Below are 20,231 nucleotides of genomic sequence, written 5' to 3' on the forward strand. Positions count from 1 at the left end.
CTGCCGACCTACACCAACAGAACCTCGACGACACCCTCCGCCTCCTTGGCCCCAACCATCCCGACACGCTCTCCAGCCGCAACAACCTCGCCGCCGCACTACACAACCTTGGGCGGCACCAGGAAGCTGCCGACCTACACCAACAGAACCTCGACGACACCCTCCGCCTCCTTGGCCCCAACCATCCCGACACGCTCTCCAGCCGCAACAACCTCGCCGCCGCGCTCCACTTTCTCGGGCGGCACCAGGAAGCTGCCGAACTACACCAACAGAACCTCGATGACCGCCTGCGCAACCTCGGCCCCGAACACCCCGACACCTTCTCCAGCCGTAGTAACCTCGCCGCCGCGCTCGACAAACTCGGGCGGCATCAGGACGCTGCCGACCTGCTTCAACAGAACCTCGACGACACCCTCCGCCTCCTGGGCCCCGAACACCCACACACTCTCTTCAGCCGCAACAACCTCGCCGCCGCGCTTCATCACCTCGGGCGGCACGAGGAAGCTGCCGACCTGCATCAACAGAACCTCGACGACACCCTCCGCCTCCTGGGCCCCGAACACCCACACACTCTCTCCAGCCGTAACAACCTCGCCCATGCGCAGCAAGCCCTGGGCCGCCGCCGGCGGTACCGGAGGTTCGGGATCGGATAGCACGCTCCGGTGCCCTGAAGAGACCACCACTCCCACCGCCGGGTGGTCTCTTCAGGGCGCGGGGCCTGAGCCGCAATCTGAGACGCACTGAGTCGCGATCAGTATCTTGCGATCCCCCCTTCTGACCTGCGCTGAGACGCGTTGAGTTGCATGAGTCGCGATAATTCAGAAACTAGATGGAACATCCTCAGGGCACTGCCGGAACGGCAGCCTCCGGTGAATACCCGAGAAGAAACCAACGGCGTCAGCTCGGAGGGCGGCTGAGTAGCAGGTCAGTGGCGCGCGGCGGCCGGTGCGGCCAAGTCCCTTCTACGCATCGAGCCTCTGGTGCTGGCTCGACGGCAGTCGGCAGAGACTCCTGGTGGTGCCAGATGAGGTAGCGGTCTTCTTGGCGTAGCTTGGCAGAGCCTCACTGGAGAGCGACGTACGTGGTACTTACCGCCGGTCACCGACCTCTGAGCGGACGAAGCCGACCACATCATTGAAAGCGCTTGCCTGGTGGGCAGCCGCGTACGTCCGGCAGGCCACACTCACCACTGCGGGCTCATCCATCATGAGACGAGCCGCCACTGTCCTGGCGTAGTCATGGTGGTCGGAGACGCCGGCCAGAACCTCGTCGAGATCGATTTGGAACGGCGCTGCGGCAAAGTAGTCCTTGACTGCAGGATGGGCGAAGACTTCCCTCTCCGGTGGCTCCGTCCCAGGCAAAGTGCGCACTCCACCGGACCCATCGTGAGGCATGTCCCCGTCGCTCAGCCCGACAGCGCGCACGTTTGCGCCGCGCAGCAACTTCACCGCCGCAGGAATCTCCTGGCCTCCTCCGATTGTGAGGAACGAGCAGCCCGTGAGGAGATCAGGGTCCACCGTCCGGAAGATTTCGCTGGCGAGGCAGCGCGCGAAGTCATCCTCAACACATACCGTGATGCCCCCAGGCGTTCGCCCTTCCCGCTGGAGATGCGAGTCGATCTGGTATGTGCTCAGCCCGTGGGTGGCAGTTACGTCACCTGCCGGTGTGCGCCGCAGGTAGACGACTGAGTCACGGCCGAGCTGCCCAAGGATCGCGGAGCTGTGCGTGGTGATGATGATCTGGTGCCCTCGTCGAAGAGCCACTTCGACGAAGTACTTGGCGAGGCGGACCTGAGCGTCGCCGTGCAGGGAGGTCTCGGGCTCCTCGAAGATGACAAGGCTCTTGGGCGGGGCCGTCTCCAGGGTGTTCACCATGTACAGGACTCGGCCTTCGCCTGTCCCCATGTGGTTCTCGGAGTAACGCCGGCCTCCACGACCCGCCATGGCAAGTGTCGCAGTCTTATTGGCGGTCAGGACCTCAGTAAAGCTGAGATGGTCGTACGGGACCGCCAGGATCTGCCCGACATGCTGCGCTGCGGTCGGGTCGAGCGGATTCGCCTCTCCGAGCTCCAAGCTGGCCGCGCCGTAGATGGACAGGTCCCGTCGCTCCACCTTCGGGATGAACTGCGCGAATCCGCGGTAATAGGTGGCGCGTGCAGGCTGCCGGTGCTGCCCTGACCAGGACTTCGCCGACCGGCTTACGGTTACCGTCTGCGAGCCGCTGTCCGTGGCATAGAGGTACTGAAGGTGCGCGCCGGAGGTGAACGGGGACGGGTCGGCGACCGAGACCGGGAAGAAGTCCTTCACGTAGTAGCGGTACCACTCGTGGTCGGGGGGCTGGCGGAAGCCAGCGGCTGCGAGCTGTGCCACCGTGCTCTTCCCGGTCCCGTTGAGACCAGAAATCGCAGTGACCGGCGACTTGAATTCCAGGGTCAGGTCCGCGACGCCGCGAAAGCCCTGCACGGTCATCTCCAACAGCACAGGCCCGAACGTTGAGTAGCGCGCGTTCGTGAACTTCTTGCCCAGGCGCCGGACCCTGTCATCGTGACTCATCTGCACATCATCCCAGTGCTGTGTGGGCGGTCGTGCGGCAAATGCCATTGCCTTGCAGTCTGACGTGCACGGACGTGGGAGAACGCGGGCCCACAACTACTGCAGGTAGGCCAGTTGAACGAGACCGGGTGGCCGCGGCGACGTGAGGTGGGCCAGCACCTCAGGCGCGGCCGCCAGGACTGCAACCGCCTCGCAGTCCACCCCCGGCCCCGTCCCACGCAAGCTCACTGCTGAGAGCCGGGCCCCGTCAGCAATCACCTTGGACCACTGGCGAGCCTTCTGCTTGTTCACGTAGCCGGTCGGCTCCTTGCCGTAGTTGGGCTGCACGACCACAGCAAAGGGGTCATGGGGATTGTCGGCCTCGGGTGCCAGCCGCAGAGGGCGCCCTGGGCTCAGATCTGCCCGGCGGGCTGCCTCCGAGTAGCACTTGGCCCTTGCACGTTGGTCACGTAGAGCCCAGCTCGCTGAAGCCGTCGATCGGTCGGGCTGACCAGCAGCCCTGTCTCGTCTTCGCATAGACGCAGGCCGCCTTGGTATTCGATGAGGTGCAGCTGGTGAAGGCTACCGGGCGCCGCCACGAATCGATCTGCGGACCCGTCCGACAGAACGTACATGGCTTTGCCCCTTCGGTGCGGAGTTGCTCCACCCTTCCATGGGGAAGCAGCCCTTGTGCGCTGTTCGGTTTGGCATGACGGCAGCATCTGACGGCAACGTGGCCGAACACTCGCTGCCGTCGGCTGACGGGGCGCATGGTCAGCACGCGGTGCCATGGGAAACCTCCCGCCCCGCAGCGAGGCCCTGGGCGAACTTACAAAGCAGATGTCGGCGGTTCGAAACCGTCCGTGCCCACCAGTACGAAGGCCCCTCGCCGATCATGGCGGGGGCCTTTCGCATCTACATCTGACATCAAGGCGGAGGGTCAACCTCACCGGGGCCGAGCCTGAGCAGCCGATCCACGTGACTCACGGCCGCGCGCTACATGTCTTGGATGACGCGGGTACAGACAGACGTTCATGGTGACGACGATCTGACCGTGCCCGAGGATCCCATGACGACGCGGAGCCGAACGTTTACGGCGGTCAGGAGCCCATACGCGCGATAAGACTTTCCCTACTTCATCAAGGCACCCGCCGCGCACAGCGCGGCGCGCGCGGCCCGTCGCCCGGGCCTGCGCTCCTGTCTCCGCCCCGCTCCAGCCCGACCGCCGACCGCACGCCTGACGGCTCGGGTTGATGGGCGGGGAACCACGATGTGGCCCGAGTGAGTGCGCGAGGCGCGGTTCAGGGAACGCCTCCGGCGGGGGGATGCGTCCCCGGGGCTCGCGCCCTAAGGACTGTCCCGTAAATGATCTACGGTATGCCGATTGACCAGCGACGCTGTGCCTCATCCGGTGAGGGTGAGGTTGTGTAGGAGGGCGACGCCCGAGCATGGTGTGGAGGGGGTGCCGTTGAGGCTGCGTGTCAGCGGGGGATCATCTGTCCTGCTTCGGTGAAGGTCAGTGTGAGGCACCCCAGCCACGTGCCGGATGGCGGGTACTCCCAGTTCTCGGCGTCCGCCAGGACAGCGGGAAGGTCCTGCTTCGGGATAGGGGGACCGGGCTGCTCTCCGAGAGCGCCATCCGCCGCTGTCCAGGGAACGACCCGGCACACTTCGATCCATCCTCTGTCGACGAGGGGAAGGAGGATCGGGACGAGATCCGAGGCAGGCCCTGAGACCAGCGGCTCGTCGAGGTCACCCCAAACACCGGGGAGGATGTCGATCTCGGTGGCGTTGATCATGAAGGCGCGTTCGGCGGAGGACAGCTGGTCTGTCGCGGGATAACTCACGCGCAGAGTGTCGCAGCTCAGGAGAACGGCCGACGAGAGCCCCGGTGGCTCTCTGAGGCACTGTGATCAAGCTGCCGGGCACTTCCGCCACTGGTTCACCACGTCGCCTACTTCATCCAGGGCCGCTTCGCGACTTCCGCTGGGCGCGTAGGCCGGTGACCGGTCGGCGCGCAGTGGAAGATGTGCGCAGTACCAGGCTCGCCGGGCACCGGCTTGCTCCCCGGTCGTGCCCGTGCGGAGATAACCGAGCAATGCTGTCATGACCCTGCGGCGCCCGAATACATAGAGCGCCGGCTCGACGAACCAGCGGCAGAAGCTTGGATCCGGGTCGTAGACAGCAGCAGCCATCAGCGGATCGAAGAACTCCTCAGACAGGGTGACGCGTTCCAGCAGTGGCCTTCGTGCGGCTCCGGCCAGGTGCCGCGCACGTCGGTCTTCAGGCACGTCGGCCGCGGCCTCAAGGTCCAGCAGGCGAGCCACTTCGGCTGCGCATGCAAGGAACGAGCGTGTGGACGCCTCGTGGCGGTCACCTTCGGTCATAGCAGGATGGTCGACCACGGTCCTGAGCAGAAGTGGTCGCATTGGCGAGATGATTTCGATGTGGCTGGTGTGATCACGGCGTCGGAGCCGTCCTGGATAGCACCGTTCTCCGGGCTGAGCCCGCGCGCCTTCGGGAAGCTGGTGACGGTGCTGCGTCGCGCAGGTGCGGACTCGGTCCGCAAGGGCCGGCCGTGGAGCCTTCCACTGGAAGACCGGACCTTGCTGGTCACCGCGTACTGGCGAACGAACCTGACCATGCGCCAGCTCGCCCCGCTGTTCGGGATCTCGAAGTCGGCAGCGGACCGGATCATCGACCACCTGGGGCCGATGTTCGCGCTCCAGTCCCGCAAACGGTTCGCCAAGGATGCCGTGCTCATCGTGGACGGCACGTTGGTCCCCACCCGTGACCACGCCATCGCCGAGCAGTCGAAGAACTATCGGTACTCCACCAACCACCAGGTCGTCATCGAAGCCGACACCCGCCTGGTCGTCGTGGTCGGCCGGCCGCTCGCCGGGAACCGCAACGACTGCAAGGCGTGGGAGGAGTCCGGCGCCAAGGCCGCCGTCGGCAAGACCCTCACGATCGCCGACGGCGGATACCCGGGCACCGGCCTGGTCATCCCGCACCGCCGCAAGCGCGGCCAGAGTGAACTCCCGGACTGGAAGGAGGACCACAACAAGTCCCACAAGCAGGTCCGGGCCCGCGTCGAGCACGTCTTCGCCCGCATGAAGACCTGGAAGATCCTCCGCGACTGCCGCCTCAAAGGCGACGGCATCCACCAGGCCATGCTCGGCATCGCACGGATGCACAACCTCGCCCTCGCCGGATAGACCAGCGGGCCGCACAGCGGCCAGCCGCGCCCGAGACGACTCAGAGATCATTTACGGGACAGACCTTAAGGCGATGATGCGGAACGGTCGAAAATCAGCTTGCGCGTGACTCGCCCATATTGAACGCAGCTCATTTACGCGGTCGAAATTTCGATGAATCGCGCCGGGGTCTGCATGTCGGATCGCTTGGGCGAACCGACATGCAGACCCCGCCAAGTATTACCTCTATTTTTCCGAGTCACCTTCCAGGCGCTCAAGGTTGGACCAGAGCGGACTCACGTCGAACCTGGCGGCGTACTCTTCGAGGATCACGAAGGGAGGGCTGCTGGTTGGATCGACGTCCTCCCAGACGGTGTCGCACTCTTTGCATACCAGGAAGGATTCGCTCCTCCCGCGGATGCGACACAGCACCACCCATCCTTGTTCACACCTGGGGCACCAGATCAATTCAGACTCCTAGATAGATCGGGGCGGGAGTAGTCACTTCTGAGGGAATGCAGTGATTACTCTATTTGTTCCTGGTACGACCACTATTCGGAGATTCTTCTCACCGGCTGTCCCGACTTCTCGCCCCATCGGAACAATGTACCTGGCGGGGTCCTTCGGGTGGGGCGCGCCACGCTTTGACCATCCCTCGTCGATCAGCGAGAGAACGTCTGCCTGGTCAGTGTCCTTGAATACACTGTGTGTGAGCTTTGACGGGTCTGGGCGCGTGTGTTCCATGACGTGTGGAACCCGATGTTTGTGTTCCGATCCGGGCCCATAGATGAGTCCGCCTGGGGACTGGAATCGATCTCCGCCCAGATCCGTGAAACCGACGGGGCAGCTTGCGTTGTGAACCAAGACCGGGGTGGTCTCGGCCAAGACGTAGTAGGTGTGGAGAGAATCGACGGTGAGGGTATACGTGCGCGCGTTCTGCTTAAATGCTCGATTTCCATCGACGACTGCGGAGCTCCCATCGGTTGTCCGCAGTGTCATACCTTGGCGAAGATCGGCGGCATTGGTCCACGATTTATCTGACGCCGACCAGAACGGGTGCTCACTGGTGGCGGTAATCCGCTCCCTGCCACGACTGGTTTGGAGGGTGAGTTCGTTGAATTCCTTGTCGTGTTCAGTGGCGATAACGTTCGTCACGAGACTTGGCGCCGTCTGACCGGAGCTGGGGTCTGCGGAAACAACCTTGTCGCCCGGAGTGACGGATTCGATTCTCTTGACGGAGCTGTCCGCCATGAGAACCATTGTGCCAGCCGGGAAGCACTGGAAGCATTTCGCAGTTGTCTTCGCCGCTCGCGTGCCGTTCGCTATGTCGCCGACACCATCGAATGCCTTCCCAAGGAGCTTCACCTTGCCGATCGGCAGGAGTGACATTCCTGCCATGAGGCATTCGCCGAGGGCGGGGTTTTTGGCACAGGCGATGGCATCCGTGACACCAAACATTTCCATGGCCAATTGCGCGCTTGCGGGATCTGCCCGTGGAACGACGATCTCGTATTTGCTCGAGGCCACCGCGCAGGGCGGAAGGTGGTCCCGATAGATGTTGATGATGCAGCGCCGCTTGTTTTCTTCATCTCGCACAAAACTGCGCTGCTGTTCGGCTTTGCGGCGTGCCTCGGCTTCTTCAGCTTCGCGCAGTTTAACAACGCGATCCCACGCCTGGGAGGCCGAGCTATCCGCTTCTTCGGCGCTCTTCCCGGCCTCCAGAGCCGCCGTACGAGCCTCGGTTTTCGCTTCCTGTGCCATGAGCGCCGAAGAGCGCGCGTAGCTGGCGGAGAATTCTGCTTGTGCCGCGGACTCTTCGGCAGCTACAGCATCTTGCTGTGCTCGGTTGGCCGCGTTGCGGGCGCTATTGGCTGAATTGGCAGCCTTGGCAGCACTGTTTTCTGCGTCGTCCGCTGCTGCATCGGCCTGAGTAGCGTATTGGGTGGCGAGGTTGGCGCTGTTCTGTGCTTCGTCGGCGGCCTTGATGGCGTCGGCCTCAGCATGCTTCGCGTCGGCTGCGGCCTTGGCGGCGAGCCAGCGGTTCCGCTGCGCGTTGGCCGCGATGACGCCGCCCTCGGCGATCAGTCGCTCCACCTGGGCGATGTGGTTGTTTGCCAGCTGGTCCTTGCGATCGGCCACGTACTGACCAGCTTGGATGAAGTTGTGGAGTTCGTCGGCCGGACCCGCCAGGGCGACCTTGGCCGCAGCCTTTACCTCGGGGCCTCCGTCGTTGTACAGCTTGCTGGCGGCTACGCGTTCATCCGTGTGTCGGGCGGTGTACTGGCCGTTGTTGATGAAGGAGAGGAGTGCCTGGATGCTGCCGTTGGAGAGAGCGGCTTCGGCTCCTTCCTTGACGCTTACCCCGCCTGCGTTGTGGATCTTCGAGACGAGGACGCGGTACTCGGTCCCGGCGGCCGTGTGCTGTCCGTCGGTGTAGAAGTCTGCGATCTGCTGGTCCGTGCCGTTGAGCGCTTCGGTGGCGGCAGTGCGCACCGCTGCGTAGGGGCTGTTGGACGCGAGGTTTGCGACCTGCTGTCGGACTTCGCTCTGCTGGGCGGATTTCCAGCCGGTGCGCAGGTAGTCGAGCACGTCGTTGTCTGTGCCGGACAGGGCTTCGGCTGCGGTGTCCTGGCGCCAGGCGCCGAAGTACTTCAGCGCGCGCAGGGCTACCTTGCGCCCCTCGACCGCGATCGCCGCGTTGTCGGTGCCGGGCTGGCTGAGCCGGTCGCTCAGTGCCTTGGTGTCGTCTTCGATGGCCTTGCCTTCGACCACGGTTGCGGCGACCTCTGAGGTGAAACCGTCCGCAATGGTCTTCTGGGTCTTGGCTCGCTCGACAGCGGCAGCGGTGCGGGTGGTCAGGTCTTCGGCTTCAGCCGCTCGGGCGATGTCGAAGGTCTTCTGCGCGGTGGCGACCGCTGCGGTTGCCGCATCGGCGGCGACCTTGGCGGCGTTCGCCTTCTCGGCGGCGTCTGCTGCTGCGTCCGTCGCCTCGCCTGCGTGGGCCGCAGCTTGTTCCGCCGCGTCGGCTGCGTTGTTGGCGTGCGTGGCCGCCGAGTTGGCCGCATCGCGAGCCTCATTCGCGGCGGTGGCCGACTTGCGGGCCAGGGTCTCAGCCGCGGTGGCAGCCCGGTTGGCCTCGTTAGCGTGGCGGCGGGTCTCTGTCGCGGCGGCCCGTGCTTCGGCGGAGGAGACGCCGGCGGCGTCCGCGTAGCCGGCAGCATCGTCAGCAGCGTCGGCGGCGAGGTCGGCGTTCCCGCTCGCGTTCTTGGACGCGGCGGCTGCCGCGGCGGCGGCGAGGGAGGCCTTGCCGGCTTGTTCGGCGGCCTTTCCGGACTGGGTGGCCAGGTTGGCCGCCGCGCGTGCTGCCTTGGCCTGCTCGTTCGCCTTGCCGGCCTGGTCCTTGTCCTGGCCTGCCGCGATGGCGGCGTTGTAGGCACGGTTCGCGGCGTCTGCGGCAGCCGCGGCCGCGTTCGCGGTCTGCGCCGCTGCCAGCGCCGCGATCTTCGCTGAACGGTTCGCCGCGTTTGCCGCGCCGATGGCTGTCTGGGCTGCCTCGGCGGCGGCCCTCGCAGCGTCGGCGGCCTGCTTCGACTTGACCGCGGCGAGCGTCGCGTCGTTCTTGGCTGCCTCCGTCTCCTTTGCAGCCGTCTGCGCGGCCTCCTTGGCCAGCACAGAGGCGGTCGTCGCGCGCTGGCTGGCTTCCTCCGCGGCCTTGGTCGCGTCTTCGGCCTGCTTGCCGGCCAGCTTGGCCTGCTCGGTCAGCTGGGCGATGGTGGCGTGTTCCTGGTCGCGGTTGCGTGCCACGAACTGGCCCACTTCAAGGAACTCGACGAGCTCGTCGTAGGTGCCCTGGAGTGCGAGCTTGGCGGCCGCCTTGATGTTCGGACCGCCCGAGTTGTAGATCTTTGACACTTGAACGCGGTCGTCGATCTTCCGGGCGTTGTGCTGTCCTTCTTCCAGGAACTTCTCGACGTCCGCGGGCGTGCCCTTCAGGGCGGTCTCGCCGGCCTCCTTGACTCCGACGTCACCGAAGTTGATGGCCTTTGCGGCCTCAACCCGCTGGTCAATCTGGTGCGGCGCCTTCCAGCCGCCCGCGAGGAACGCCTCCACATCCGCCGGGGTGCCTCGCCGCGCAGCCATAGCCGCCTCGCGGACCGACGGACCGCCGGCGTTGATGATCCGGCTGAGATCCACGCGGTCGTCGATCTGCTGGATCAGTTCTTTGTCCGCAAGGAATTTCTCAATGTCCGCGTCGGTGCCAAGGAGGGCCCGCTCGGCGGCTTCCTTGACTCCTGTGCCGCCGTCCATCCAGTAGTCGACGGCCAGCCTGCGGTCGGGCGGCAGGTCGGCTTCCTCCGCGATCGCCGGTGTCGTACCCAGCAGTCCTGACACCATCACCGAAGCCAGCAAACCTGCGAAAGCCCGATGGGCATTCGAAGCCGGCTTGCGCTTGACGCTTCGGCTTGCCCTCCTACGCCCCACCCAGCCGGGGCGTGAAAGTTGCTTCACCTGACCGTTCCTCCAAGTCGAAAAAGGGCATGACTTGGCACATCCCGTTGCCACTCGGACATGACGGACATGATCGTCCGAAGCTAGTCAATACGAGGGTGACGCGATCGCCAGAGCCGGTCACGCGGAGCCCCCAGACCCGTGAACACGGCGCGAAATCTCCACAGTTCGGTGAACTCGTGGAGCACGTTCACAAGAACATTACATGTGATTTACTTTTGCCAAGCGGAGGGGGGCAGTCCGCTATCTGATCTTCATTGGGGAGGAACTACATGGCCATGTCACACGCCCGCAAGGCGTTCACGCTGGGAACCTCGGGCATCGTTGCCGCTGCAACGGGAGCGATGCTCCTGACGTCAGGTGCGCAGGCGGCTCCGCAGACTGCGCCCCGTGCGGAAGTTGCCACCGAGATGCCGGTGGCGGTCGAGAACTTCAGCTACCCGGGCGCCGACAAGATCCTTCAGGAACAGCGCATCACCCTGAAGCGGGGCGACGGGCACATCACCCTGGTCCCGTGCACGGGGCCTTGGGACATCAATATTGACTCCCGCTTGGTGTACGGCGGCTTCTGCTTCAAGGTCACCTCCGACACCGGATGGCTGACGCTCGAAATACCGGACGCCTTCTCCATGACGACCGATGACCACGCCGTCAAGGCCACGATCAACGCAGGGGGCGAGCAGACCGTGTTCAACGTCCCCGCCAACTCTCTCGGCACCTTCGGCGAGGCCGGCAACAACGGTGAACGCTCCGTACTGGTCGAGCTCCGCATCACCGGCTGAGCAGTCCACACGCTCACCCACCACGCCTTCTCCGCCCCCTGACCGGGATCGCGCCCAGGAAGCAGTCGCATCGTGGCTTCCCTGCGATCCGACGGGCTTGCGGGCATCTCGATCAGCCTTCCAGCACCGAGGAACATCCAACCCATGACCACGAAGCGTTCACGCCTGGTGTGGACCACCAGCGCCGCTGCCGCACTCACCACCCTGCTGACTACCGCTCCCGCCACTGCTCTCACCGGCACCGACGCCACAGCGCAGCTGAACTTCACGGCGAAGATCACCGTCGGGGAGCAGGGCGCCTGCACCGGCGCGCTCGTCGACACCCAGTGGGTCCTGACCGCAGCCACCTGCTTCGCACCTGACGGCAAGCCCGCCGCCGGCGCGCCCGCGGTCCCCACGACGGTCACCGTAGGCCGTACCGATCTTTCCCAGGCGGGTGGCAGCACCCAGAAGGCCGTTGAGCTCGTCCCCCACCCCGACCGTGACCTGGTCATGGTCAAGCTCACGACGAAGGTCCTCGACCCGGCCATCGCCCCTGTGCGCGTCTCGACCACGCCCGCCACCGGCGAGCTGCTGACGAAGGCCGGGTTCGGCCGTACCAAGACCGAGTGGGCTCCCAACAAGCTCCACACCGGCACCTTCACCGTGGCCTCCAGCACAGCCACCTCGCTGAACCTCAACGGCTCCGACACCGCGACGGTCTGCCAGGGGGACGCCGGCGGGCCCGCCCTGCGCATGGTCGACGGCACCCCCGAGCTCGTTGCCGTCAACTCGCGCTCCTGGCAGGGCGGATGCCTCGGCACCGATCCCGCGGAGACCCGCACCAACGCAGTCGACACCCGCGTCGACGACATCGCCACCTGGGTCGCCAAGACGGCCTTCCGCGTCCAGGACGACTTCAATAGCGACGGCCTCGGCGACCTCGTCGGCATCTGGGGCGACGGCAGCGCCCACGTCTACGCCGGCGACAAGGACAAGGGCCTGTCCGGCACCAGGTTCGCCCAGCCCGGCGGCACCACCTGGAAGGCGACCCTGCACCTGGCCAAGGGCGACTTCACCAACGACGGCGTCGCCGACATCATGGCCATCTGGACTGACGGCACCATGCACGTCTACCCGGGCAACGGGAGCGGCGGCACCCTCGCCAGCAAGACCGTCACCCAGGGCGGCGCCACCTGGAAGACCATGAAGCAGCTGACCGCCGGCGACTTCACCGGCGACGGCAACGCCGACATCATGGCCATCTGGACCGACGGCACCGCGCACCTCTACCCCGGCCTCGGCAACGGCCAGCTCGCATCCGGCATCAAGATCAACACCGGTGCCGCCACCTGGGGCACCACCCGCCAGCTCGTCGCCGGCGACTTCGACAGCGACGGCCTCGCCGACGCCCTGGCCGTCTGGAACGACGGCACCCTCAACTTCTACAAGGGCCTCGGCAACGGCCAGGTCGCCGGAGGCAAGCGCGTCACCACCGGCGCCGACACCTGGGACTCCGTCAAGCTCATGGCAGGCACCGACGTCGACGGTGACCGCATCGCCGACGTCCTCGCCATCTGGGGCGACGGCACCATGCACAAGTACAAGGGCCTCGGCGACGGCCAAATCGCCAGCGGCAGCGCGGCCCTCACCGGCGGAACCAGCTGGCTGACCTTCCTTCATCTCACATAGTCTGACTAAACACCTAAAGCGGAACATTTAGCGTGTCGGCTGGGCCACCAGGGCCCAGTCGACACGCTGCGCCATTCCCTACGCGCCACACCAGTGCAAGGCGACTCCAGCCGGCGTCCACGGCAGGGGCAGATGCTTCACGGCCGGACGCCATCCGGGATGCAGCCACGAGGTCGGACAGGGCGGCCGTTCGCTGCGGTCGTGACTGCGCGGCGTGGCCCGCTCAAGGCTGCGGGGCGGCCTCGTTCCGGCCATCGGCGGTGAGGTAGGGCGGCCGCGCGGTACGCGCCCCGCCCGTGGGATTGGACGCCACCATTCCGGTTGTGGAGCACATGTGAACTTCCTGTAAGGTCCCTGTGGCATATTCACATGAGGGAAGGCATCGCCATGCCCGGCACCAGGCGAGCCAGCAGCAGGAAAGAGCCGGGCACACGTCTCTTCGCGCTGGACGGCATACGGATCACCGCGGCGCTCGTCGTGGTGCTCTACCACTACATAGGCCTCAGCACGGCCTGGGGCCGGAACACCTCTGAGGTGTTCCCGGCGCTGCGCCCCTTCGCACTGTTCGGCTGGCTCGGCGTCGAGATCTTCTTCATCGTGAGCGGATTCGTCATCTGCATGAGCGTGTGGGGCCGGACGGTCGGCGACTTCGCCGTCTCCCGGGTGTCCCGACTCTTCCCCGCGTACTGGGCGGGCATCGCGCTCACCGCACTCACCCTGTGGCTCGTGCCCGGCATCCCGGAACTGCGCCAGATCAAAGAGTGGAGCGACGTCCTGGTCAATCTGACCATGATGCAGGGCGGCCTGGGCGTCGGGCACGTGGACCACTCGTACTGGACGCTGTTCGTGGAGCTCAAGTTCTACGCGCTCTTCGCGATCGTCGTGCTCTGCGGTGTCACATATCGCAATTGCATACTGTTCTGCGGAGTCTGGACCCTGGCCGCGGTCGCCGCGCCGACCACCGGCTTCCGGCTCCTCCAGTTCCTCGCGATGCCGCAGTACGCGCCCTACTTCATCGCCGGCATCGCCTTCTACCTGATGCACCGCTACCGGCCCACCATGCTCCTGTGGGCCATCGTCGGCGTCCAGTTCCTCCTCGCCCAGCACTACGTCCGCGGGCGCATGAACGTGAACCTCGGCCGACACCTCTCCGAGCAGCTGCCCACCTGGCCCGCACGGGTCGTCATCACGGCCGGCTTCCTCGCCATCGCCGCCGTGGCACTCGGGTACCTGAGCCGGATCCAGTGGCGCTGGCTGAAGACCGCCGGAGCGATCACATACCCGCTCTACATCATCCACATGGCCATCGGCATCACCCTGATCCACCACTTCCGCGACCGCGTCCCGCCGGTTCCGCTCGTCGTTTCCGTGACGGCCGCGATGCTGGTCCTGGCCTGGCTGATCCACCTCTGCGTGGAACGCCCGCTGTCGAAGCGCCTGCGCTCAGGAATGCGAAGCGGGATCCAGGAGATCCGGCTGAACACACCTGCCCCCGCACGCACTGCAGCACCCGCGCTCACTCCCGCGACCGCCCCGGATGCCGACCTCCTGAACAAGCCTCTCGTGCACGAGCCGGCATTCGCCGCCACCAGGTGACATGCGTTTGACCAGGCCCCAGGTACACATCCCGTAGTAGTCGAACACGATGTATCGCACTGATGCTGCAGGAGAGACGGCCTCTGCCGAGTCGGGATAACCCACCCCTGGGCGGTCACGCGTCCGGGGTGGTGTCTAGCGGCCATATCTCACCGGACACCACCCCGGAACCTCGCTCTCAGCGGGCGGCGAGCTCCTGGAGCAGGCGAACGGAACGCATGAAGATGCGTATCTCGGTGTCCCATGGCATCTCGCGGGCGAACCCATCGACGACCTCGGTGCTGTGGCGGAGCGGTTGGGGCAGGTGCTGATCGCAGAACCCGAGCAGCAGGGCGATGGCACGCCACAGGCGGGCGTCAGGACTCTGCCCGACGGCCGCGTGGTGCGCGGCAAGGATGTGGGCGGCCAATGGGTCACCTGCACCGGCGGCGAAACGCCACCAGTACAGCGCGCTCTCGCGCCGGCCGAGGTTGTACAGGAGGCAGGCGAAGGTGCGAGCTCCCGCCTCGTCCTAGTCGGCAGCGAAGTCGGCCAGGGTGTCGATGTCGTTGGAGCGCAGCACGGTCTCGCACAGGTGCTGGACGTAGGCGAGGACGGCGAACTGGGAGGCACCGCGGTCGATGGGGATGATCGGTGTGGGGCGGCGGCGTACCGCACGACGGGCGCCGGGCCGGGTCGATCCGCGGGGGCGCGTCGTACCGGCCGCCGGCCGAATGACCCGCTCGCGCCATGGCCTCTGCCCGTTGCCGCAGGCGGCCCGGTGGATCGCATGTTGCCGAAGAAGCAGAGCACCGCGGCCCAGAAGGCCCGCGCCGCCGCCCGCCAGGGCGAGAAGTTCACTACCGCGCCCTCGGGCATCCGGATCGTGTCCGGAGCAACCGCCCGGCAGCATCCTCAACGTCACCTACATGGAGGTCGACTGACCGCTCGCGCAGGGGTGGTCGCATCCGGCGTGGTCGCGGCGTGGCCCCTCACTCCTTCTCCTCCAGGCGAATGGCGCGCCGGAGTTCGTCGGCCGCTTCGTGGCTCGTGCCCTCGTGCTGCTCGAGCAGCGCTGCGGCGATCGCGTCCAGCTTGCGCTGTACAGCATGTGTGTCGCGCCGTTCGCTGTTCTTCAACAAGGCGAGTAGAAGGAGGTTGACCGACGCCATCACGTCTCCGGCGAAGATCAGCCAGGGCAACGGGGGGTGTACGAGGTGCAGCACGACCGTGCCGAGGACCAGCAGCACGCACAGCACATAGAACAGCGGGGAACTGGTGGCGTTCGACGCCCGATCCGAGAACGCAGCGAACCAGTCGCGTCCGGTACCGCCCCGCTCCGCGGGGTGATCAGTGGCCATGCCCGCCATAGTCCGTGATACGACACCCATCGCCCCCGCTTCATCGGCCGGCGGGCGCGCCTCGCCGCCGGCCCAGCACCGACGGCCCGGCAGGAGCACCGGAGCCGGGCGACAGGAACAAGGCCACTACATGCCCGCGGGGCGGGCGTGTAGTGAACGACAGACCCCGCCGGCACGGGGGCGCAGGCGGGGGCTGTCGGGTCTTGCGCGGTTGACGGCGCGCGAGACCCATAGACGAGCGGTGCGGTCCGCTCCGCGCGCATCAACGATTCGGCGCGCCTACGGGGGCACGGGCGGGCTCCCGCGCCCGTACTCGCCTACCGGCCGGATGCGGTTCGGCTGGACGCAATCCGCAGGCCCTGGTATCCGGGGCCGAGCCCGCGCCGCGCGCGTGGTCGCCGGAGCGAGGCCTGCGGTACGACGAGCTGTTCCTGGTGCCCATGGTCGGGGCTGGCGGCTTGCTGGCCGGGCGGAAGGCCGAGGCTTTCGCGGAGCTGGGCCAACTGCTGCCCGATGGCAAGCGTCGCTGCGGCGGCGTCGGGGTGGGCGGCCGCCAAGGCGAGCGCTGTGGTCTCCATCGACTCGACTGCGTCCTCAACGGCGGCCGCACTCCAGCAGGCCGGAGTGCCAGCGGCGTCGTGCAGCTCGCAGGCGGCATCGGCCAGGGCCTCGGCCCTCTCGATGACACCCGGCGCAGCGACGGTGGGCAACAGATCCATGGCCTGCTCAACGACGGCGAGGATCGGATGGCTGCTCCGTTACGTGGACTAGGTCCTGTCTCCTTGAAGGCTATGGGCGCCATTCCTGCTGGTAGGCGGGGTGCTCGGCGTATGACTGGCTGAGGACTCGCAGCGCGTATGCCAGCCCGGCCGAGCGGGAGTCCGAGGGGTCCAAGGCTTTGTAGGCGTGCACCAGTTGCTCGATCAGGTCGAGCATGGGGAGATGGCTGTCGAGAAGAGCCTCGCCGCCCAGGGTGTCGGCCACGTAGGCATAGGCGTGGTTGTCGTCCATGATGCGTGCGACGAGGAACTCCACAAGATCGTCCATGCGGCCATCTTTGCGGGCAAGGTGCTTCGGCGGTCAAGCGGCGGTCCACATGAGGATCGCGGCGAGGTGGAGTGCGGCCTGGTAGGCGATGGCGAGCTTGTCCGTTCGCGTTGCCAGGCCGCGCCACTGCTTGAGCCGGTTGATGCACCGCTCGACGGCGTTGCGCTGCTTGTAAGCCTCGGCGTCGAAGGTCGGTGGGCGGCCGCCGCCGCTTCCTCGCCGCAGCCGGTGGCCGACCTGGTCGGACGGCTGAGGGATGACAGCGCGGATTCCGCGCCGGCGGAGGTGATTTCGGATCGCGCGGGATGACGCCCGCCGGCTCGGACTGGGACGCAACACCGTCCGCAAGTATGCCCGCGCCGCCAGCCCGGAGGCGATGCTGCACGGCCAGTGGCAAGACCGGACCAGCAAACTCGACCCTTACCGGCCCTACCTGGAGCAACGGATCGCCGAGGGCTGCACGAACCTGTCGAGCCTCCATCGCTAGCTGCAGGAACGTGGGGCCCGCTGCGCTTACAGCACCCTGCGCGACTACGTCCATCCGCCGCGTCCCGGACGCCGAGCCGCCGCCGATGGCCCGGCCGCCCTCGCCTCGCGAAGCCACCCGCTGGATCATGAGCCACCCCAACCACCTACGCGCCGACGTCCAACTGCAGCTCAAGACGCTGCTGGCCCGCTCGCCCGAGCTCACGGCCGCCACCACCCACGTCCGGACGTTCGCGACCATCATGACCAACCGTGATGGAGGCCGGCTGCCCGGATGGATCGCCGATGTCTGTGCCGACCAGCGGTGCGGCCTGGCTTCCTTTGCCGCCGGGCTGATCACCGACCTCGACGCCGTCGTCTTCGGCATGAGCACCGAATGGTCCTCGGGGCCCATCGAACGCCGCGTCAACGACCTGAAAGCCCTCAAGCGCAGCATGTTCGGCAGAGCGAAACTGCCGCTGCTGCGCAAGCGGCTCTTCCTGATCGCGGCCAGCCGCCACCCCTAACCTCGGCCGTCGGGCTTGGCGGTCCAGGAAGTCGATCACTCGCGTCTCCGAACGGAGGAGCCGCTCTCGCTGCTCAGGAGGAAGAGAGGCGAGGAGGTCGACCAGGACTCGCTTCCGCGGGACGTGCACCATGTTGCCGGAGTAGATCCTGCAACCTGCACACCACGCGAGTCCGATGCCGCGCTCGAACATCGAGGACTCGGGCGGATGGAAGCGATACTGGTACGAGCAGACGGGCGTTCCGCAGACGACGCAGATAGGTCGATCGCCGTGGGGAATAGTGTCCCAGCTCCCGACCTTGCGCCAATGCTGTCGCCCGGCCGGTGCTCTTCAAGTCGTCATGCCGAGCATTCTCGCTCCCAGAGATCCGCCCAGCACAGCCGTCCGAGCAAGACTCCGGCCGACCGCAGACCGTAACCGCCTCTTGATCGCCTTCACGAAATCCGTGCTTGAACCTTTGAGCCGGCCCCTGTCGGGCGGTCCGAAGCGGCCCCGGTTTGCGCCGGATCCGGTGCTGGTGGCGGCTTGAAGTGGCCCCGGTTTGCGCCGGATCCGGTGCTGGTGGCGGCTTGAAGTGGCCCCGGGTGTTGGTGTGACGCGGCCCCGCCAGATCTGTCGTCGTCCTGTGCTGGGACAATCAGCTGATTCGAATGCAGCCAGCGAGACGACCGGAGGAGAGAAAGTGCCTGCTCAGCAGCCCTTTGATGAGGCTCCGGTGACGGTGGCCACGGACGCCGGAATGCTCGTCTTGTGGGATCCGCAGCGGTTCGAGGCCGTCGTCGATTACGACACCTGGGAGGACGAACTCCTCGACGACGAGGACATCGTCCGTCACATCCAGGCGGGCGCTCTTGTTCCGCTCAACGTCGGCGGAGACGGCGCGTTCAGTGTTCTGGTCCGTTCGGGCACTGCGGCCGCGCCGGCCCGGCTGACCGAGCGGGAGACAGCCCATCAGCCGGTCGCTTCCCAGCCCTACCTGTTCGTCTCCCGCGGCCGCGCGCTCGTGGGTGGCATCGAAGACGTCAGCGGGGACGCCCCGGATGGCGTGATCGAGCACCCCGTGCCCGAGGGCCGCCATGCAGCGGTCGTGCACTTGATCGACTGGCAGGCCGAAGCCGGCGGCCAGGTCAAGGACGGGCGGCCCGTTCCGGAAGCCCTGCCGGACTTCGTGGTGCTGATCAATCCTGCTCAACCCGGTCAGGAAGCCTTCCGGACTGCGGTGCATACGTTCGAAGCACCAAGCGGCTGAGGGCTGCACCAACGCCTGGAAGCTCTGGGAGGAGATCGTTCCCTTGGGCTACCGCGGCAGCTACGGCCGGGTCAGCGCCTACCTGCGAGAGAAGCGCACCTCGCCGCGGCCGGTCGCCGCGCAGCCGCCGGCACCCCGCGTGGTGACGAGATGGATCCTCAGCCGACCCGAGACGCTGACCGAGATCGAACAGCTCCGGCTCAAGGCCGTCCTGGCCAACTGCCCCGAACTCGATGCCCTGACCGGTCACGTCCGGTCCTTCGCCCAGATGCTCACCGCGCGCCAGGGGGAACGACTCCCGCAGTGGCTCGACGCCGTCCGCCAGGACGACCTTCCCAGTCTCCACACTCTCGCGGCCGGCATCGACCGAGACCGCGACGCGGTCATCGCTGGCCTGACGCTGCCCTGGAACTCCGGAGTCGTCGAAGGCCACGTCAATCGGATCAAGATGCTCAAGCGCCAGATGTTCGGCCGGGCAGGCTTCCAACTTCTACGCAAACGGGTCCTGCTTGCCCCGTAGTCATGTTGTCAGTCCCTGATGCGAGGATCCGGGCGACCTTACGCAAGGGAGATCAGCATGGGCACCTGGGATACCGGACCCTTCGACAACGACACAGCTGCGGACTTCGCCAACACTCTCGACGACGCCGAGCCCGAGGCGCGCGAAGCCCTGATCCGAGGCGTCCTCATCCGGACGATCGACACCACCGGCTATCTCACGGAAGCAGAAGAGGCGGTGGCCGCCGCTGCACTCATCGCGGCGCAATGCCCGGGAGGCGAACCCGTTGACACGTCCTACGGTCCGGAATCACCTATGCCCGTCTTCCCTTCCGACCTTCGGGCACTCGCCGACGAAGCCCTGGCCCGCATCGCCGGCGACGAGGACGGGCCAGCCTCAAACTGGGTCGACCCGGAGGACTGGAAGCAGTGGCGGTCCATACTCAGGCGCCTCCGCGCAGTGCTTGTTCCGCCGCCACCTTCCATCGCCCTCTTCGACGTCCAGCCATAGCGGAGCGTCACTCAGCACGGAAGTTGAGCCAGAACCGCTACTCGCGTACAAAGCCAAGCGGAGCTTGGTCGCGGTCCACTCCCCGACATACCGGCAGTGCGCCTCGGGCAGCGGTGGCATCCACTCCGCCGGATCCCGGTCGACCTTCGCCCGGTTGCTGCGCGCGGTGACTGCGACGAGCGAGGTCGCGGCGTCCTGGTCGTTCGCGTACGCCTCCCGACGCTTCGCATCCCACGCCGAGGCACCAGCTGGCGGGGAGCCTCATTCGAACCATGCGGTATTTCTGCTCGGCATCTGCGCGGATGTCG

Annotated in this window: 18 protein-coding genes and 3 pseudogenes; 9 read left to right on the top strand and 12 right to left on the bottom strand. The window is 66.4% G+C overall.

Annotated elements, in window-relative coordinates; all coding sequences use genetic code 11:
• Window positions 1-653: tetratricopeptide repeat protein (locus ACWCO8_RS17430; RefSeq protein WP_451032916.1), on the top strand; the 653-nt coding region annotated here is incomplete at its 5' end.
• A 435-nt stretch (window positions 654-1,088) separates the two neighbouring features.
• Here ACWCO8_RS17430 and ACWCO8_RS17435 read toward each other — a convergent pair.
• The 4 genes from ACWCO8_RS17435 to ACWCO8_RS17450 form a co-directional block, all read right to left on the bottom strand.
• Window positions 1,089-2,552: an ATP-dependent nuclease gene (locus ACWCO8_RS17435; RefSeq protein ID WP_451032917.1), complete on the bottom strand. Its 1,464-nt coding sequence runs from the start codon at window positions 2,550-2,552 to the stop codon at window positions 1,089-1,091.
• A 96-nt stretch (window positions 2,553-2,648) separates the two neighbouring features.
• Window positions 2,649-2,879, bottom strand: coding sequence for a hypothetical protein (locus ACWCO8_RS17440; RefSeq protein WP_451032918.1), 231 nt, complete (start codon window positions 2,877-2,879; stop codon window positions 2,649-2,651).
• 1,133 nt (window positions 2,880-4,012) lie between these two features.
• Window positions 4,013-4,378, bottom strand: coding sequence for a hypothetical protein (locus tag ACWCO8_RS17445; protein WP_451032919.1), 366 nt, complete (start codon window positions 4,376-4,378; stop codon window positions 4,013-4,015).
• 66 nt (window positions 4,379-4,444) lie between these two features.
• A complete protein-coding gene (locus ACWCO8_RS17450) occupies window positions 4,445-4,918 on the bottom strand; it encodes a hypothetical protein (RefSeq protein WP_451032920.1) in 474 nt (157 codons plus the stop codon).
• Window positions 4,919-4,978: 60 nt separating this feature from the next.
• Between ACWCO8_RS17450 and ACWCO8_RS17455 the strand changes: the two genes are divergently transcribed.
• Window positions 4,979-5,749 (top strand): transposase, encoded by a 771-nt coding sequence (locus tag ACWCO8_RS17455; RefSeq protein ID WP_451032921.1) that lies wholly within the window; start codon window positions 4,979-4,981, stop codon window positions 5,747-5,749.
• 480 nt (window positions 5,750-6,229) lie between these two features.
• Here the strand turns inward: ACWCO8_RS17455 and ACWCO8_RS17460 are convergent, their stop codons facing one another.
• On the bottom strand, window positions 6,230-10,237 hold the full coding sequence (locus tag ACWCO8_RS17460; protein WP_451032922.1) for a polymorphic toxin-type HINT domain-containing protein: 4,008 nt from the start codon (window positions 10,235-10,237) through the stop codon (window positions 6,230-6,232).
• A 272-nt stretch (window positions 10,238-10,509) separates the two neighbouring features.
• Here ACWCO8_RS17460 and ACWCO8_RS17465 point away from each other — a divergent pair, with 272 nt between their 5' ends.
• From ACWCO8_RS17465 to ACWCO8_RS17475, 3 genes are all read left to right on the top strand, one after another.
• Entirely contained in the window at window positions 10,510-11,019 is a 510-nt protein-coding gene (locus tag ACWCO8_RS17465; protein ID WP_451032923.1) for a hypothetical protein, read from the top strand.
• 144 nt (window positions 11,020-11,163) lie between these two features.
• Window positions 11,164-12,690 (top strand): FG-GAP-like repeat-containing protein, encoded by a 1,527-nt coding sequence (locus ACWCO8_RS17470; RefSeq protein WP_451032924.1) that lies wholly within the window; start codon window positions 11,164-11,166, stop codon window positions 12,688-12,690.
• A 369-nt stretch (window positions 12,691-13,059) separates the two neighbouring features.
• Complete coding sequence (locus ACWCO8_RS17475) at window positions 13,060-14,286, top strand: acyltransferase family protein (RefSeq protein ID WP_451032925.1); 1,227 nt, start codon at window positions 13,060-13,062, stop codon at window positions 14,284-14,286.
• A 178-nt stretch (window positions 14,287-14,464) separates the two neighbouring features.
• Here the strand turns inward: ACWCO8_RS17475 and ACWCO8_RS17480 are convergent, their stop codons facing one another.
• The 6 genes and pseudogenes from ACWCO8_RS17480 to ACWCO8_RS17505 form a co-directional block, all read right to left on the bottom strand.
• Window positions 14,465-14,695, bottom strand: a complete 231-nt coding sequence (locus ACWCO8_RS17480) for a hypothetical protein (RefSeq protein WP_451032926.1) — start codon at window positions 14,693-14,695, stop codon at window positions 14,465-14,467.
• 102 nt (window positions 14,696-14,797) lie between these two features.
• Window positions 14,798-15,178 (bottom strand): hypothetical protein, encoded by a 381-nt coding sequence (locus ACWCO8_RS17485; protein WP_451032927.1) that lies wholly within the window; start codon window positions 15,176-15,178, stop codon window positions 14,798-14,800.
• 79 nt (window positions 15,179-15,257) lie between these two features.
• Window positions 15,258-15,626 carry a hypothetical protein gene (locus ACWCO8_RS17490; protein WP_451032928.1) on the bottom strand — a complete coding sequence of 123 codons (369 nt, stop codon included), beginning with the start codon at window positions 15,624-15,626 and terminating at the stop codon, window positions 15,258-15,260.
• Between the two features lie 317 nt (window positions 15,627-15,943).
• Window positions 15,944-16,345, bottom strand: a complete 402-nt coding sequence (locus ACWCO8_RS17495) for a hypothetical protein (RefSeq protein ID WP_451032929.1) — start codon at window positions 16,343-16,345, stop codon at window positions 15,944-15,946.
• Between the two features lie 70 nt (window positions 16,346-16,415).
• On the bottom strand, window positions 16,416-16,673 hold the full coding sequence (locus ACWCO8_RS17500; protein WP_451032930.1) for a DUF6221 family protein: 258 nt from the start codon (window positions 16,671-16,673) through the stop codon (window positions 16,416-16,418).
• Between the two features lie 33 nt (window positions 16,674-16,706).
• Window positions 16,707-16,991: pseudogene (locus ACWCO8_RS17505) on the bottom strand (transposase); the annotation flags it as partial.
• Window positions 16,992-17,287: 296 nt separating this feature from the next.
• Between ACWCO8_RS17505 and ACWCO8_RS17510 the strand changes: the two are divergent.
• The 4 genes and pseudogenes from ACWCO8_RS17510 to ACWCO8_RS17525 all read left to right on the top strand — a co-directional run bounded on the left by ACWCO8_RS17510 (window position 17,288) and on the right by ACWCO8_RS17525 (window position 19,923).
• On the top strand, window positions 17,288-17,665 hold the full coding sequence (locus ACWCO8_RS17510; RefSeq protein WP_451032931.1) for a hypothetical protein: 378 nt from the start codon (window positions 17,288-17,290) through the stop codon (window positions 17,663-17,665).
• Window positions 17,666-18,347: 682 nt separating this feature from the next.
• Window positions 18,348-18,914, top strand: a complete 567-nt coding sequence (locus ACWCO8_RS17515; RefSeq protein ID WP_451032932.1) for a hypothetical protein — start codon at window positions 18,348-18,350, stop codon at window positions 18,912-18,914.
• A pseudogene (locus ACWCO8_RS17520) lies at window positions 18,913-19,434 on the top strand (ISL3 family transposase); the annotation flags it as partial. The gene ACWCO8_RS17515 and the pseudogene ACWCO8_RS17520, both read left to right, overlap by 2 nt.
• Before the next feature lie 57 nt (window positions 19,435-19,491).
• On the top strand, window positions 19,492-19,923 hold the full coding sequence (locus ACWCO8_RS17525; protein WP_451032933.1) for a DUF4259 domain-containing protein: 432 nt from the start codon (window positions 19,492-19,494) through the stop codon (window positions 19,921-19,923).
• A 24-nt stretch (window positions 19,924-19,947) separates the two neighbouring features.
• On the opposite strand, the pseudogene ACWCO8_RS17530 reads toward ACWCO8_RS17525, so the two are convergent.
• A pseudogene (locus tag ACWCO8_RS17530) lies at window positions 19,948-20,172 on the bottom strand (HNH endonuclease); the annotation flags it as partial.
• Window positions 20,173-20,231: the final 59 nt, after the last annotated feature.

This window comes from Streptomyces sp. NPDC001927 (assembly GCF_053594455.1).